The sequence below is a fragment of the Microvirga sp. BSC39 genome, assembly GCF_000739015.1.
Lineage (GTDB): Bacteria > Pseudomonadota > Alphaproteobacteria > Rhizobiales > Beijerinckiaceae > Microvirga.
Genome location: NZ_JPUG01000079.1, coordinates 53,118 through 67,613, shown reverse-complemented (window position 1 = coordinate 67,613; position 14,496 = coordinate 53,118). Strand labels below are relative to the sequence as shown.

Here is a 14,496-nt window from a genome sequence, read left to right as displayed (position 1 = left end):
GACTCTCTTGACGAACGCCCCTGCGGCCGGTTCGATGCGCGCGCCATCGAGGCCATCCCTGTCCGTGTCCATCCGCCGAGTTCCCACGGCCATCCTGGTCGTCTACACGCTTCTCCTGGCGCTGGGGCTCGGCCTGGGCTCGGCCTATTGGGCCATCAACGGCAATCCCCCGTTCGGCAGCCTCCGGCTCGGTCCGTGGCAGGCTTGGCCCCAGTTAGGCGCTCCTGCGGCCGATCCCTACATGCGCGCCATCATCGCGCGCCGGGGCGACGTTCCCCTCGCCACAGGCGAAGGTATGGGCTTCACGGCAAGCGTGGACAACGACGGCAGACCTCTCGACTCGGCCTGCTCCTACAGCATCGGCCCGGTTGCGCCCATCGCCCGTGTCTGGACCCTGACCCTGTATGACCAAGCCGGCCGTTTGCCGAGCACTGAACTCAGGCGCGGGAGTTTCACTTCAGCCGAAGTGCTTCGCGACGCGCAGGACCGTTTCTCCATCGCCCTGTCTCGGAGCGTGCAGCCGGGCAACTGGCTCCAGCTTCCCGCGGGAGGCACCTTCACGGTGGTGCTGCGCCTCTACGACCCTCCAGGCGCGGCGGGGGCCAATCTCGAAGAGAGTGACATGCCCGTCATCCAGCGGCTGGAGTGCGGCGCATGAGAGGGTTCGGCCGGTTCATCATCGCCACCCTCTGCGGCCTCGTCATCGCGGTAGGGATCCACATCGCAGCCATCCTGGGCAGTCCCTATCTGGCCGATCAGGATGCGTTCTCCAAGGTCCAGGCGACCCTGACCGCCGACAAGGCTCAGATCATCAGCGCTCCCGGCGGCGAGAACACATGGCTGCCCAATCCCGATCCCGCTGCGGCGGTCGCCACCTGCGCGTTCGACCTGCGCAATGGGCCGATGCGGGTCGCCACCCGAACGGGCTCGCTCCTGCTATCCTTCTCCTTCCACAAGGAGACGGGCGGCGTGTTCTTCGCGGTGACGGACCGTGCCGCCGTGCGCGGCGAACTCGATATCGTCGCCATGACCGGGCGCCAGCTCGACGAGGCTCGGGCCGCCGAGGACGAGAACGCCCCCTCCCGCGACGTGCGGATCGTTGCTCCCGAGGTGCAGGGCTTCGTCATCGTGCGCGTCATCGCCCCTGCCCCCAGCCTGCGACCCCAGGCGGAAGAGATGGCGAAGGCGGTTTCCTGCACGGCCGAGCAGGACGCCTGATCGGCATGGCCTGGCGGCCGATGACCCCGCAGGATCTGACCCAGGTTCAGGCTCTGGCGGATGCGATCCATGTCAGCCACCCGGAGGATCCCGAGGTTCTGGCCGAGCGGCAGCGCCTCTATCCGAAGGGCTGCTTCATGCTGGTCGATGATGAACGCGCCATCGGCTATGCGCTCACCCACCCCTGGCGTTTCGCGGAGCCACCATGTCTGAACCGGCTTCTCGGCGCGATCCCGTCCCCGGCCACAACCTACTACATTCACGACGTCGCCCTGCTGCCTGCGGCGCGGGGCAAGGGCTATGCGGCGCAGATCACGAGCCTGTTGGTGGGCCATGCGCGCAAGGCGGGTTTCGACAATCTGTCGCTGGTCGCCGTCAACAAGTCGCAAGTCTTCTGGGAGAAGGCAGGCTTTCGCGAGGTTGCGGTTCCGGGCCTGGGAGCAAAGCTCGCAAGCTATGGACCGGATGCAGCACTGATGGTGCGCGACGTGGCCAGCCTTTGAACGACGCCTAACGGCGCCACTTCGGCAATGAAAAAATCAATCGATCAGGAACGGCGACGGCCGCGGCCATTGGAGACCAATGGGTGGGAAGGGCCGGGATTGGGAGCCGGTCTCTCGTAGCGAACACCGGTGAAGAGAAGGATCTCGCCCCTGGGTTCGTTCGCGGACAGATGCGGACGCGGCGGCCGCTCCGAAATATCCGGGAATGCGATCACCAATCCTGGCGACCTCGTCCAGACGTCTTGCATCTTGCCCTCCTCTTCTATGGTGCCACTGGCTGCCTCGACGACTGACCCACAAAAAGAGACCTATGGTTAACAGATGGTTTCCACCGGCCTGGACCATGTCGAAAAAGGCCCAGCCTGACATGAAAACAACAGTCACGGCCGCGCTTATGTTCCGCTTCTGATCGCTCACATTCTGGGCAACGGACGCCCGTTAAAGGTGCGCTAAGATGCACCCCCTTAGCCTCTGCGCAGTTGCGTTGAAGCGAGTTGTTTATGGCGTCCTCTTCGAACCCGGATCTGTGGTCGGACCTGTCGGGCTTCGGCTCCTCCGAGAACGCAACGCCGGACATGCGCGCCGCTCTCCTGAAAGTGAACGCGGAGATGTTTGTCGCCGCGCCTGCACGGGACCGGGAGAGCATCGAAACCTTCGAAGCGCTCATGCTCGGTTCCCTGCCGCGCGGGGACGCAGCCACTCTCCTGGCGCTCGCCCGCATCCTTGCGCCCTGTGCCGATGCGCCAGCTTCCGTTCTCGACTATCTCGTTCAGCATTCGCCTGAGGCACGATCCTTCCTGCTCCAGCACGCTACGCATCTGCCCGAGACGGGAAACCGCCGGCAGCTCGCAACCCCTGCAGGGCGCCTGCGGCTCGCAGCCCGCCCTGATCTCGATCCCGCAACAATCCGCAGGCTGCTGCTTCTCGGCGAGGAGACTGTGGCGGAGGCCCTTGCGGCCAACCCCGCCGTTGCACCCGACACGGGCTCGTTCAAGCTCCTGGTGCAGCGCGCACGCTGCCGGCCTGCTCTTGCCCGCATCGTTCTCGGGCGAGACGATCTTCCGCCGAGCGACGCAGCAACCCTGTATCTCGCGGCCGATGCCACGCGGCGTGCTGGAATCCGCGAACACGTCGCCGCCCTGCTGGCCCGGCGGCGCATGACGCTGTCCTGCGCTCTCGCCGAGGAGGATGTCGCAGAACTCCTGGCTGTCAGCCGCCGGGGCGATGTGGAGCGGCTGGAGACCCTTCTCTCCACCTTCTTCGAGCTGTCCTCGTCGGTGGAGTGGCGGGTGCTCGAACTCGGACGCCATCGTCTGCTCGCGCTCGCGCTGAAAGCTCTCGGCATGAACAGGAGGGATGCGACGCGGATCTTCCTCTGCCTCCACCCTGCCCTGTCCTATCCGCTCTCGGCGATCAAGGAACTGGTGCGCGAAGTGCAGGACGTTCCCGGCCCGGTCGCCCTTGCGCTCGTCGAGGCGATCCTGGGCGTCAGGGCGCTGTCGCGGGAGCGTTAGACGTAAATCGCCTGAGGGTGAGCGGCCACCGTTCCGAGGAGGATGCCTGCCCGTCTGGATTTCTGTTAGGATTCTCCCATTCCGTCGGATGGATCGGAGAGCCGTATGTTCCTGGAAACGATCGAGGAAGAGCACGCAACCGGCAGGGTCGCGGAAATTTACGAGCGGCAGAGAGAGCAACTCGGCTTCGTCATGGAGGCGGCGAAATGCTTCACCGCCCGCCCCGACCTGCTGCCCATCTACACGGACTTCTCGGACAAAATCCGGGCCGGTTTTTCCCTTGGCCTGCGCGAATGGCGTTTGATCACTCTGATCGCCGCAAAGCACATCCCATCGACTTATTGCTCACAAGTCTACAGCAAGCAGCTCATCGCGGATCTGGGATCGAAGGACGCCGTTCTGGCGGTTCAGCGTGACTTTCGCGCCGCAGGTTTGTCTGCGAAGGACGTCGAGATGCTGTCCTATGCGGAGAAAGTCGCCATCGATGCATCTCGCATCTCGGAATCCGATATCGAGCGACTGCGGTCAGCAGGGTTTTCCGACCGGCAGATCTGCGACATCGCTCTCTGCGCGGCCTTTCGATGTTTCGTCAGCCGGTTCTTCGACGCGGTCGGGGCCGGCACGGAAGCAGCCTTCATCGACAGCGATGAAGAATTCAGGTCGAAGATGACCGTCGGCAGAGCCCTCTGAAACGGATCGACCCTCGAAACTAGTCGCCCGGCGCTAGGTCGAGGAGGTGCCTGCCCTGCCTGTCGTCGACTTCGACGAGCCAGAGGTCGGGATCGAAGCGCAACTCGCGGGTCATGCGCTCCTCCACGTCGAGGGGCATCACGCCTTGCAGGATGGGAGCGAAGAGTCGCTCGCCGCTGTCGTCGAGGAAAAGCTGCGGCGCGGGGCCGTACAGGCTTGCAGTGCCGTCGAGATGATCGACCTTCACGAAGATCGCTCCGGCCTCGGCCGCCCCGCGCTTGCGCAGGGCTGCGTCGAGGCCTTCCACCGCGCAGCGGCGGAGGTAAGCGGAAACCCAGAAGTCGGAGCGAAGGCGCGGCACTACTGAACCGCGATGCCGGAAGCGTTGGACAGTTCACGCAGGGTGCGCGCGTTGAACTCGCCCGTCACCGGCAGGCGCTTATCCTGCTCGAAGCGCTCGATGGCCTGCCGCGTTCCGGAGCCCATCACGCCGTCCACCTTCACGCTGTAGCCGAGCCGCGCGAGGGCGCGCTGGCCCGCCAGAACCGTGTCGCCGGGATCGGATCGGCCCACATTGCCGGGCGGCACCGGCACAGGTCCGCCCATGCGGATCATATCGGCGATCGGATCCCGCGGGGCGGTGCGCGCCGCCGGCGGTGCCGCTGCGGGCGCAGGCGGCTGAGCGCGCGCGGGAGGCGCAGCGGCCGGTGCGGGCTGACCGCCGTTGCGGATCATCTCCGTGATCGGGCTGCGCGCCACCGGCCTCGCCGCCGCGCCGGCGGCACCTGCTTCAGGTGCTGCAGCTGCGTGCGGAACGAAGGCATTCGGGTTCGGCCCCGTCGACGACTGCTCGGTCAGCTCAGCCCCGGGACGCACGGGAGGCAAGGGCCGATCAGCTCCGGCCTCGGCAGGCTCGGGTGCAAGGACGATCTCCCGTGTGTTGAAGAGAGGTGCGGGATGACGGCTGCTCTGAAGTGCCAGCGCGTTCCAGGCAATCGCCCCTCCGCATCCGGTGAGGAACAGAGCAGCGAGAATCTGCCGCGGATGTCCGAACACGAAAGCGGCCGCCTGCTCGGCCATGCCCGGCCTGCGCTGAGGCTTTGCGGCACGCCGCTGCGGCGGCCGTGCCGGCGCCTTGCGCCGCACCACGGCGGGGAGGTCCAGATCGTCATCGGGCTGATCGGCAAAAGCTTCGCGCAAGGGATCGTTCCGTTCTCAAAGGATGAGGTCGTTTTGGACCACGCAGCCGAAAGGACAAGCCCGCAGATGGATCCGCTTGCCGTCCTTCTGGAAACGGAGCCTGACAGAGGGCGCTTAAACGAAACCTAATTGCCGCAGCCGTTTCGTTGGAGTGGTCGGCATCGGCATCCTCTTGATCTTCCACAAGCTGCGGATCGGCGAAGATCGCACCGGTTTCCTATTACGTCACAAAGACTTGGCGCTGGCGCAAAGCAGCAAGGTTTCGTTCATCCTGTTTGCAGGTTTCCCATGACACGCCTACGCGGGACGCGTCCGGTCCGTTATGGTGCTGCATCATTGTTCGCTTCAGGCCATAGCGTCACCAATCATGTTGTCCATTCTCCGTTTCGTCCTGATCGTCGGCGCCATTTTCTACTACTCGCCGGTTCGCCAGAAAGGCGAAGGCACTGCCGCCATCGAGGCGTTCTTCACGCCGAAGTCCAGCGCGCCGGCGGCCCCCTCTCCGCTAACGGCCCCTGAGGGTCCAGGCCACCTAGAGACCGTCTGGAAGGCTCTGCCCGACAGCGCCAAGCAGGCTGTGGTCGACAAGATCATGACGTCCTCGGGCTTCCCCCTGGCGGACGCCTCCAGACCGGCCGATACCCTGAAGCCGGAGGACCGTGCGCTGGCCGCATCGAAGCCACGCACGTAAATTCACCGCACCCGTCGCCAAAGGGCGGCCCGATGGCTATATGAGCGGCAGACATCACAGGTTTTCCATGCTGCCGACCATCGATGAAATCGTTTCCAACTTCGAGCTGCTCGACGATTGGGAGGAGCGCTACCGCTACCTCATCGAGCTCGGCCGGATGATGCAGCCGCTGCCCGACGACGCCCATAGCGACGTCAACAAGGTGCAGGGCTGCGCCAGCCAGGTCTGGCTCCAGACGGATGTGAGAACCTCCGGAAACCAGCCGGTTCTGCATCTGCTCGGCGACAGCGATGCCCATATCGTGCGCGGGCTCGTGGCGCTCCTGATATCCCTCTATGACGGCAAGACCGCATCCGAGGCCCTCTCCACGGATGCGCTTGGCCTGTTCAAGGAGCTCGGCCTGTCCGAGCATCTGACGCCGCAACGGTCGAACGGCGTCAGATCCATGGTCGAGCGCATCCGCCGGGATGCGCAGGTGGCGCTGGCCGCCTCCTAGATCCGTCCGCCTTCGATCACCACAGCCTGCCACGTGCGGATGCCGCGCGAGGCGGCAGGACCGCGCGCTTCAGACTCGATGCCGTAATGCTCCGCGAGCCGCGCGAGCGCGAGGCGCACGACGATCTTGGCCGAGCGTGCGGGCCATTGCCGCTCCCGCTCGATCTGCTCCAACCCTTTTAGAAAACCGCACAGGTCGAGAAGCAGGTCGCTGAAATCGCTCCCGATGGCATCGAAGGCGTGGCGGAGCCTCTGGCGGGCCGCGACCATCCGGTCCGTGGCTTCGCCCGGAGAGGCAGGACCGCCGGACTTCGGCATGGCATCCCAGCGCGCCGTTACGCCTGGCAGCAGACCGGCAAGCATGATGTCGGTGCGAAGCCGCTCTCCCGCCTGATAGGCCGTCTCGTCGATCATCGGTTCGCCATTGCGGTCCCGGCGCCGGTGCAGCCAGTCGAGAGGGCTCTCCTCCGTGTCGATCCGCACGCGCGTCGTGCCCGTGGCTGTCTCAACAGTCGCGGCCGCCGTCTCGCGGTGCTGATGCAGGAAGGCGAGCTCCGCATCGGGCGCGCAGGTGCGGCGCCGATGGGCTTGCCCGGCTGAGGTCAGTTGCAGGGTCCGGCGGCCCGAGCCTGCCTGCTGCCAGCAGGCGAGATCCTCGCGCACGAGAGCGTCCGCAGACGCCGCCGCAAAGCGCCCTGCCCCGACCGAGACGCCGCCGCGGCGCCTGTGGATAAGCACGCTCGACGGGTCCGTCGGATCGATGAACGCCCAGGTCTCCGGCTGACCCAGAGCTCCGAGCAGGCGCTTTGCCTCCCGGGTCAGGGAATCGCCTGCAGGCTGTCCAACGACTGGCGCGGCCCTGTTCTTCACATGTCCTTTACGCCTGTTCGAACCAACCTTCTTCAGCCCTGAAAAGTCTGCTGCGGCAATACTTTGATGAACCGCATCGCCGTCTTCAATGTTCATGTTTTGTTCCCATAAATAAAGTAAGGAAGGGGTACCCCTTCCTCCTTCGATAGTGGGGGCATATTCCTAGTTGTCAACGCGATTCAAAACTGTTGATAAGACTGAGGATAACTCGGACAGCGCCGGATCCGCCCGCACAAAGGCCGCAATGATCCCCTGCCTTTTCGGCGGGGGATCTCTCAGGTTTACGCTGCAGACATGACGTTCAGCGATCCGGCCTCAGCCCCTTTCGCGAAGGGAAAATCCTCGTCGGCCCAACCCGTCATGCCACCCAGCATCAGCTTCACCGGACGTCCGAGTTGCGCCAGCCGCAGCGCGCCCCGGTCGGCGCCGTTGCAATGCGGGCCTGCGCAATAGACCACGAACAGCGTCGAGTCGGGCCAGGCGGACATCCGCTCCGATGTAATCTCCCGGTGCGGGAGGTTGAGAGCGCCCGGCACATGGCTGCGCGCATAGGCCTTGGGGCCGCGCACGTCGAGGAGCACGAAGTCGGCTTGGCCGCTCACGAACGCATCGTGCACATCGGCGCAATCGGTCTCCAACGAGAGGCGGCCGGCGAAATGTGCCTGTGCGGCGGCAGGTGCGGCAGCGGGAATGGCTGTGACGGAACTGGCTGGCATGAGAACCTCCTTGTGGAAAAGCCGTGGCCAGAGTTCCGCACAGGCGTCATCGTGGAAAGTGGCGCTCCCGCCAACAGACGTAAACATCATGCCAAACCACCTCGTCGTCGCCCTCGCCTATGACCGCCTGAGCACCTTCGAATTCGGCATCGCCGTCGAGGTCTTCGGATTGCCGCGTCCGGAGATGGGGCCGGACTGGTATCGTTTTGCCGTCTGCGCCATCGAGCCAGGCCCTTTGCGTGCCATCGGCGGCTTCCAGATCATGGCCGATGGCGGCCTCGAGCTGCTGGAGCAGGCGGACACCATCGTGATTCCCGGCTGGCGCGGAGCCTCCGCCGAGCCGGTCCCACCGGCCCTTGTCGACGCCCTGAGACGTGCGCATGAACGCGGCGCGCGGCTGATGTCGATCTGCTCCGGTGTTTTCGCGCTTGCAGCCACCGGCCTGCTGTCGGGACGCCGCGCGACGACCCACTGGCATTATGTGGAACAGCTCTCGGCAGCCTATCCCGAGATCAGGGTCGAGCCGGATATTCTGTATGTGGATGAAGGCCGGCTGCTGACATCCGCCGGCAGCGCTGCAGGCATCGACCTCTGCCTGCATGTGGTGCGCGCGGACTTCGGCCCCGAGATCGCCAACCGGCTCGCCCGCCGCCTCGTCGTGCCGCCGCATCGCGAGGGTGGGCAGGCGCAGTTCATCGAGCGTCCCGTTCCACCAGCCCGCGAGGGGGCACGATTCGCTCCCCTGTTCGACCGGATGCGGCAGCGGCTGAGCGAAGAGCAGCCCATCGACCTACTGGCCGCCGAGGCGGGCATGAGCACGCGAACGTTCCTGCGCCGCTTCAAGGCCGCAACGGGCCTGCCGCCGGGCGAGTGGCTGCTCGGGGAGCGCCTGATCCGCGCCCGCGAATTGCTGGAGACGACCCGAAACTCGATCGAGGACATTGCCGGCACAACCGGCTTCGGCTCCGCGGCAACGCTGCGCCATCACTTCCGGTCGCGGCTCGGCACCAGTCCGGTCGCTTATCGAAGCCGTTTCGCGCAGGAGGCTAAGGTCAACCCTGCCCTCAGCACGGCTCAGGAATGAAAAAAGCCGCCCAAGGGGCGGCTGATCTCAACGATTGGAAGTCGTTCAGCTGGAGCTGCGCGAGGAGCGGCGCTTCCGGCGCTGCTGACCGAGGCCCATTTCCTTGGCGAGCTCGGAGCGGGCCTTCGCGTAGTTGGGAGCCACCATCGGGTAATCGACGGGCAGGCCCCACTTCTCGCGATACTGCTCGGGGGTCATGTTGTACTGCGTGCGCAGGTGGCGCTTCAGCGACTTGAACTTCTTTCCGTCCTCGAGGCAGACGATGTAATCCGGGGTCACGGACTTCTTCACCGGGATCGCGGGCTTGGGCGCCTCGACCGGGACCTCCACCGTGCCGCCCCCGACACGAAGAAGAGCCGTATGGACCTCGTTGATCAGAGTCGGAAGGTCGGATGTAGGAACAGAATTATTGCTGACATAGGCGGAAACGATGTCGGCAGCCAGCTCAATGTAGTTCGAAGCAGCGATGTTGTCGCTCATTTTGATTTTCTTCCTTTCCGGCTCTTTAGAACAGCTCAAAAAAGCTTTTCAACCTATCTTTGAGTATTCTCGTCTGAAGCAATGCTTGCCTCTTCCTAGAACCGCACCGTACTTGCACAGAAATCGTGCTTGTTCGTCCAAGTATGGCAAATTCAGCCTCAATGCAAGATGTTCAAAAGGAAAACTTTGGAAAACTTCGTATCATCTTGGACTGTGCAATAAACCCTGGAGCAAAAGTTAATGCCTGTGTCCATAGGTTAGGCTCTCGATCACAATAATTTCATGCTTTGGAGCCGAAGAAGTAACTAGAAAGGCAGTTCGATAGAACATTCGGGCGCCTGTCATGCCCCATGCGGACCCTCGATGGGAAATCAGAGTTATCTGTGCATAATCCCTGCCCGATATCCTCACCGGAAGATTTCATGAAACCCGAGCGCCTCCCCTTCCATCCCCTGCCTGCTGCGCCGTCGGTTCCTGCGCGACCGCATGTCTTCGAGATGCATGGGTCTCAAGTTCGGGACGACTACGCCTGGCTGAAGGCAGAGAACTGGAAGGAGGTTCTCAAGGATCCGTCCGTCCTCGATCCGGAGATCCGCGCCTGCCTGGAACAGGAGAACGCCTACGCGGCCGCAGCCTTCGCCGGCACGGAGGAGTTCCAGGCGCGCCTCGTGGCCGAGATGCGCGGCCGCATCAAGGAAGACGATTCCAGCGTTCCCGAGCCTGACGGTCCTTACGCCTATTTCACCCGCTACCGGGAGGGCGGACAGCACCCGCTGGTCTGCCGCCAGCCGCGCGAAGGCGGACCTGAGACCATCATGCTCGACGGTGACAGAGAAGCCGAGGGCCATCCGTTCTTCGATCTCGGCGGAGCGGATCACTCGCCCGATCACCGGCTCCTTGCCTGGGGCGCCGACATCAAGGGGTCGGAATACTTCACGATCCGCGTGCGCGACCTGGAGAGCGGCACCGAACTGCCCGACGAGGTGACCCAGACCTCCGGCGGCGCCGTGTGGCTCAACGATTCGTCGAGCTTCTATTACGTGGAACTCGACGAGAACCACCGCCCGGTCCGGGTCAAGCTCCATCGCCTCGGCACCGGCTCCGATCAGGATCAGGTCGTCTACGAGGAGAAGGATCCCGGCTTCTTCGTGAAGCTCGGCACCACCCAGTCGGACGCCTTCGTGCTCATCGAGGCGAGCGACCACGAAACCTCCGAGATCTGGCTTCTCGACCGGGCCGATCCGTCGGCCACGCCACGGATCGTCGAGCCGCGCACGCCGCAACTCAAGTATGACGTGGAGCATCACGGGGACGATCTCATCATCCTGACCAACGCGGATGGATCGGAGGACTTCAAGATCGTCTCGGCCCCCGTGGCAATGCCCGGGCGCGAGCACTGGCGCGATCTGGTGCCCTACAGGCCGGGCACCATGATCCTCTCCCACGTGGCGCTCGCCCGCTATCTCGTGCGCCTCGAGCGGGAAGACGCGAATCCCCGCATCGTGCTGCGGGAATTCGCGACGGGCCGTGAGGAGAGCGTCGCCTTCGATGAGGAGGCCTATTCGCTGGGCTTCTCGGCGGGCTACGAGTTCGACACGGACATGATCCGCTATCACTACTCGTCGATGACCACCCCGAGCGAGGTGATCGACTACAACCTGCGCACCGGGGAACGCACGCTTCGCAAGCGGCAGGAAGTGCCGAGCGGGCATAATCCGGCCGATTACGTGACCCGCCGCCTGTTCGCCACCGCTCCCGACGGAGAGCAGGTACCGATCTCCATCGTCCACCGGCGCGAGGTCGCCCTCGACGGATCCGCGCCCTGTCTGCTCTACGGCTATGGCTCCTACGGCATGTCGATGCCGGCGGGCTTTCGCACTGGGATCCTGTCCCTCGTCGACCGGGGCTTCGTCTATGCCATCGCGCATATCCGCGGCGGAACGGAAAAGGGCTGGCGCTGGTACATGGACGGCAAGCGCGAGAAGAAACCCAACACCTTCACGGATTTCATCGCCTGCGGCGAGGCCCTGGTCGAGGCCGGCTACACCTCGCGCGGCCGAATCGTCGCCCATGGCGGCAGCGCCGGCGGCATGCTCATGGGGGCGGTGGCCAATCTGGCGCCGGACCTCTTTGCCGGGATCATCGCCGAGGTGCCCTTCGTCGACGTGCTCAACACCATGCTCGACAGCGAGTTGCCCCTCACCCCGCCCGAGTGGCCGGAATGGGGCAACCCGGCTGCGGACGAGGCCGCCTTCCGCACGATCCTGGCCTACTCGCCCTACGACAACGTGAAGCCCCAGGCCTATCCGGCGATCCTGGCGCTGGCAGGCCTCACCGACCCGCGCGTCACCTATTGGGAGCCGGCAAAATGGGTGGCGCGGCTGCGGGCTACCATGACAGGCGGCGGCCCGATCCTGTTCAGGCTCAACATGGAGGCCGGGCACGCCGGCGCTGCCGGCCGCTTCGACCGCCTCGAGGAGGTCGCCCTCGCTTATACCTTCGCGTTGAAGTCCATCGGGGGGTTTCAGAGCTGACGCAGAGCCCTATGTCTCGTTGTACCGTATCCTGCCGCTCAGTTTGAGGCAGTCGGGAGACACCGGGGATTTCGAGAGTATGCGTCGATGACCGAAAGGCGCCCTTCAGGCACGGCCGCCGATATCGCTTCCTATGGAGACGGCGACAGGCAGCGCCTTGCCGATCTGGAACGCCGCCTGCGTGAGACTGAGGATGCCCTGCGCCTGAGCAACGGCAAGCTGCGGATGGCGCTCGACATCGGCAAGGTCGGGTCCTGGGAGCGCGACCTCAGGACCGGAGAGGTGACGGGAACTGCGACCTTCAAGGCAACCCTGGGCCTGCCGCTAGATGCCTCCTTGAACTACGAGGAATTCGAGAAGCTCATCCATCCCGGCGATATGGACCGGATGAATCAGGCCATCGTCTTCGCGCTCAAGACGAAAACCGATTTCAATGTCGAGCACCGGGTGATCCGGCCCGATGGCCGCATCGGACGGGTTCTCGTCCGGGGAGGCGCAATCTTCGAGGGCGAGGAACCCGTTCGCCTGATGGGGATCATCCAGGATGTGACGGCCCGTGAGCAGGCCAAGGAGGATATGAATTCGGCGCAACGCCGTCAGGAGTTCCTCCTGACCCTGAACGACCAACTGCGCAGCCTCGAGGATCCCGACGCCATCATGGAGGCCACGGCCAAAAGCCTGGGGCGTTTCCTGAAGGTGGACTGTGCCGGGTATGGCGAGGTGGACGAGGAGCGCGGCGTCATCCTGGTGGAGCGTGAATGGTCTAAGGGAGCCATCGGCAACGAGGGGCGAGCCTACCGCCTCTACGATTTCCTGCCCACCATGATGGCGGAACTCAAGCTGGGCCGGCCCATCTTCGTCGAGGACATCAGGACCGACCCGCGCGCGGACAATCCCGAGGTCCAGACGGCTTACAGCACGATCAATGCCCGCGCGGCTCTGGCCGTGCCCCTGCTCAAGAACCAGAAGCTGACGGCTGTGCTCTACATGCACACGTCCCAGCCCCGCGCCTGGTTCGGAGACGAGCTGTCCCTCGTCGAGGACGTCGCCGAGCGGACATGGACGGCTGTGGAAAAGGCTCGGGCCGAAAGGGACCTGAGGGAAACCGATGCCCGGTTCCGACTGATCGCGGAGTCGCTGCCGGCACTGGTCTGGATTCTTAATCCGAAGACGGAACTGCTCTACACAAACGAGCGCTGGGTGACCTATTCGGGCCTTCCCCGCGAAGAGGCGCTCGGCCACAGCTGGACCCGGGCCATTCATCCCGACGACATGGCCAGAATGAGCGAGGAGCTGGTGCCGGTCGTCACCCTGCATACGCCCTATACGACGGAAGCAAGATACAGGTCGCATGAGGGTCATTACCGTTGGCATCTGATCCAGGGCGCCCCGATTCATTTCGAGAATGGGGAGTTCAAGGGTTGGGTCGGCACCAGCGTCGACATTCACGACCTGAAGGTGACGGAAGAGGCGCTCAGAAAAAGCGAGGAGCAGCTCCGCATCGCCCTTCAGGCCGCCAGGATGGGCGACTGGAGCTGGGATATCGCCACGGATGTGTTCGACCTCTCGGACAGAGCCGCGGAAATATTCGGTCTTGCCCGTGGATCGATCGAGAGAGAGGAGCTGGCCAGGCAGATACATCCATCCGACCTGCCCCGGATGATCGAATCCAAGATGGACGCTATTCAAAATCAGCAACAGTTCAGCACCGAACTCAGGGTGAGGCGTCTGAACGACAATGTTCAGGTTTGGGTCGCCGCCCAGGGCCAGGTGACCTACGATCAAGACGGCACCCCGAGCGGCATGACCGGGGTCGTTCAGGACATCACCGACCGCAAGCAGGCCGAGGAGCGTCAGCAGCTGCTGATCCGTGAGCTGCATCACCGGGTCAAGAACACGCTCGCCACCGTCCAAGCCATCGTCGGCTCCACCGCCCGCACGGCCTCCAGCATCGACGAGTTCTACCAGGGCTTCGTCGGCCGCATCGTGTCGCTCGCCCGCACCCACAACCTGCTCACCGAGGATCTGTGGCAGAAGGCAGCCCTCGAGGACCTGATCCAGACGGAGCTCGGCCCCTACGAGGACGAGGCGCGCAACCGCATCATCGTCGAAGGACCCCATGTGGAGCTGCCCTCGGAAGCAGCTGTGCCCATCGGCATGGCCATCCATGAGCTCACCACCAACGCGGCCAAGCATGGAGCCCTGTCGACCTTTGGTGGCCAGGTGGAGGTGCGCTGGCGGGTGGAGCCGGGCGAGGAGCGGCCGATCCTGCACTTTGCCTGGACCGAGCATGGCGGGCCGCGGGTGAGCACGCCCACCCGCCAGGGCTTCGGATCCAGACTGCTAAGGCGTGTGCTGGCCACACAGCTTCAGGCCGAGGTGCAGATGGAATTTCCCGAGGAGGGCCTGCACTTCACCATGACCATGACGATTCCAGGCGACCCGCCGATTTTCAACCCGGATCGCCCCGAGAATTAACCCTCTGTTCAATAGTCGTTCCC

General features: G+C 64.3%; 16 protein-coding genes. 11 read left to right on the top strand and 5 right to left on the bottom strand.

The features are described from left to right. The first annotated feature begins 7 nt into the window (after positions 1–7). From MA07_RS26530 to MA07_RS26510, 5 genes are all read left to right on the top strand, one after another. Positions 8–658 carry a DUF1214 domain-containing protein gene (locus tag MA07_RS26530; RefSeq protein ID WP_160195503.1) on the top strand — a complete coding sequence of 217 codons (651 nt, stop codon included), beginning with the start codon at positions 8–10 and terminating at the stop codon, positions 656–658. Then, positions 655–1,218, top strand: a complete 564-nt coding sequence (locus MA07_RS26525; protein WP_036359507.1) for an integral membrane protein — start codon at positions 655–657, stop codon at positions 1,216–1,218. The genes MA07_RS26530 and MA07_RS26525 overlap by 4 nt, the downstream gene beginning before the upstream one ends. A gap of 5 nt (positions 1,219–1,223) precedes the next feature. Continuing rightward, positions 1,224–1,721 carry a GNAT family N-acetyltransferase gene (locus tag MA07_RS26520; RefSeq protein ID WP_036359504.1) on the top strand — a complete coding sequence of 166 codons (498 nt, stop codon included), beginning with the start codon at positions 1,224–1,226 and terminating at the stop codon, positions 1,719–1,721. A gap of 500 nt (positions 1,722–2,221) precedes the next feature. Continuing rightward, on the top strand, positions 2,222–3,235 hold the full coding sequence (locus MA07_RS26515) for a DUF2336 domain-containing protein (protein ID WP_036359501.1): 1,014 nt from the start codon (positions 2,222–2,224) through the stop codon (positions 3,233–3,235). Between the two features lie 105 nt (positions 3,236–3,340). Further along, positions 3,341–3,925 carry an alkylhydroperoxidase gene (locus MA07_RS26510; RefSeq protein ID WP_036359499.1) on the top strand — a complete coding sequence of 195 codons (585 nt, stop codon included), beginning with the start codon at positions 3,341–3,343 and terminating at the stop codon, positions 3,923–3,925. Positions 3,926–3,944: 19 nt separating this feature from the next. Here the strand turns inward: MA07_RS26510 and MA07_RS26505 are convergent, their stop codons facing one another. Further along, positions 3,945–4,286 carry a DUF1491 family protein gene (locus MA07_RS26505; protein ID WP_036359496.1) on the bottom strand — a complete coding sequence of 114 codons (342 nt, stop codon included), beginning with the start codon at positions 4,284–4,286 and terminating at the stop codon, positions 3,945–3,947. After that, positions 4,286–5,125, bottom strand: a complete 840-nt coding sequence (locus tag MA07_RS28245) for a peptidoglycan-binding domain-containing protein (RefSeq protein WP_152569031.1) — start codon at positions 5,123–5,125, stop codon at positions 4,286–4,288. Before MA07_RS28245 ends, MA07_RS26505 begins: the two co-directional genes overlap by 1 nt. 151 nt (positions 5,126–5,276) lie before the next feature. On the opposite strand from MA07_RS28245, the gene MA07_RS30330 reads away from it, so the two are divergent. The 3 genes from MA07_RS30330 (at position 5,277) to MA07_RS26485 (ending at position 6,312) form a co-directional block, all read left to right on the top strand. Then, on the top strand, positions 5,277–5,417 hold the full coding sequence (locus tag MA07_RS30330; RefSeq protein WP_160195502.1) for a hypothetical protein: 141 nt from the start codon (positions 5,277–5,279) through the stop codon (positions 5,415–5,417). Between the two features lie 75 nt (positions 5,418–5,492). Continuing rightward, a complete protein-coding gene (locus MA07_RS26490) occupies positions 5,493–5,816 on the top strand; it encodes a hypothetical protein (RefSeq protein WP_036359485.1) in 324 nt (107 codons plus the stop codon). A gap of 40 nt (positions 5,817–5,856) precedes the next feature. Continuing rightward, positions 5,857–6,312 (top strand): SufE family protein, encoded by a 456-nt coding sequence (locus MA07_RS26485; RefSeq protein WP_244445357.1) that lies wholly within the window; start codon positions 5,857–5,859, stop codon positions 6,310–6,312. On the opposite strand, the gene MA07_RS26480 is transcribed toward MA07_RS26485, so the two are convergent. Together MA07_RS26480 and MA07_RS26475 are read right to left on the bottom strand one after the other, a co-directional pair. After that, entirely contained in the window at positions 6,309–7,277 is a 969-nt protein-coding gene (locus tag MA07_RS26480) for a DUF6456 domain-containing protein (RefSeq protein ID WP_244445356.1), read from the bottom strand. The genes MA07_RS26485 and MA07_RS26480 overlap by 4 nt on opposite strands. Positions 7,278–7,462: 185 nt before the next feature. Next, on the bottom strand, positions 7,463–7,897 hold the full coding sequence (locus tag MA07_RS26475) for a rhodanese-like domain-containing protein (RefSeq protein WP_036359482.1): 435 nt from the start codon (positions 7,895–7,897) through the stop codon (positions 7,463–7,465). Positions 7,898–7,985: 88 nt separating this feature from the next. On the opposite strand from MA07_RS26475, the gene ftrA reads away from it, so the two are divergent. Further along, a complete protein-coding gene (ftrA, locus tag MA07_RS26470; RefSeq protein ID WP_052003573.1) occupies positions 7,986–8,981 on the top strand; it encodes a transcriptional regulator FtrA in 996 nt (331 codons plus the stop codon). Between the two features lie 45 nt (positions 8,982–9,026). Here the strand turns inward: ftrA and MA07_RS26465 are convergent, their stop codons facing one another. Continuing rightward, positions 9,027–9,461 carry a MucR family transcriptional regulator gene (locus MA07_RS26465; RefSeq protein ID WP_036359480.1) on the bottom strand — a complete coding sequence of 145 codons (435 nt, stop codon included), beginning with the start codon at positions 9,459–9,461 and terminating at the stop codon, positions 9,027–9,029. A 422-nt stretch (positions 9,462–9,883) separates the two neighbouring features. Here MA07_RS26465 and MA07_RS26460 point away from each other — a divergent pair, with 422 nt between their 5' ends. Next, positions 9,884–11,995 (top strand): S9 family peptidase, encoded by a 2,112-nt coding sequence (locus tag MA07_RS26460; RefSeq protein ID WP_036359478.1) that lies wholly within the window; start codon positions 9,884–9,886, stop codon positions 11,993–11,995. Between the two features lie 87 nt (positions 11,996–12,082). Next, on the top strand, positions 12,083–14,473 hold the full coding sequence (locus tag MA07_RS28240; RefSeq protein WP_052003572.1) for a PAS domain-containing protein: 2,391 nt from the start codon (positions 12,083–12,085) through the stop codon (positions 14,471–14,473). The last annotated feature ends 23 nt before the right edge of the window (positions 14,474–14,496 follow it).

What these genes read in the sequence shown, in the direction of transcription:
- MA07_RS26525 (WP_036359507.1), top strand. Translation starts at nt 655, where the DNA reads ATGAGAGGGTTCGGCCGGTTCATCATCGCCACCCTCTGCGGCCTCGTC.
- MA07_RS26465 (WP_036359480.1), bottom strand. Translation starts at nt 9,461, where the DNA reads ATGAGCGACAACATCGCTGCTTCGAACTACATTGAGCTGGCTGCCGAC.
- MA07_RS28240 (WP_052003572.1), top strand. Translation starts at nt 12,083, where the DNA reads ATGACCGAAAGGCGCCCTTCAGGCACGGCCGCCGATATCGCTTCCTAT.
- MA07_RS26475 (WP_036359482.1), bottom strand. Translation starts at nt 7,897, where the DNA reads ATGCCAGCCAGTTCCGTCACAGCCATTCCCGCTGCCGCACCTGCCGCC.
- MA07_RS26515 (WP_036359501.1), top strand. Translation starts at nt 2,222, where the DNA reads ATGGCGTCCTCTTCGAACCCGGATCTGTGGTCGGACCTGTCGGGCTTC.
- MA07_RS26480 (WP_244445356.1), bottom strand. Translation starts at nt 7,277, where the DNA reads ATGAACATTGAAGACGGCGATGCGGTTCATCAAAGTATTGCCGCAGCA.
- MA07_RS26485 (WP_244445357.1), top strand. Translation starts at nt 5,857, where the DNA reads ATGAGCGGCAGACATCACAGGTTTTCCATGCTGCCGACCATCGATGAA.
- MA07_RS26460 (WP_036359478.1), top strand. Translation starts at nt 9,884, where the DNA reads ATGAAACCCGAGCGCCTCCCCTTCCATCCCCTGCCTGCTGCGCCGTCG.
- MA07_RS26520 (WP_036359504.1), top strand. Translation starts at nt 1,224, where the DNA reads ATGGCCTGGCGGCCGATGACCCCGCAGGATCTGACCCAGGTTCAGGCT.
- MA07_RS26490 (WP_036359485.1), top strand. Translation starts at nt 5,493, where the DNA reads ATGTTGTCCATTCTCCGTTTCGTCCTGATCGTCGGCGCCATTTTCTAC.
- MA07_RS26510 (WP_036359499.1), top strand. Translation starts at nt 3,341, where the DNA reads ATGTTCCTGGAAACGATCGAGGAAGAGCACGCAACCGGCAGGGTCGCG.
- ftrA (WP_052003573.1), top strand. Translation starts at nt 7,986, where the DNA reads ATGCCAAACCACCTCGTCGTCGCCCTCGCCTATGACCGCCTGAGCACC.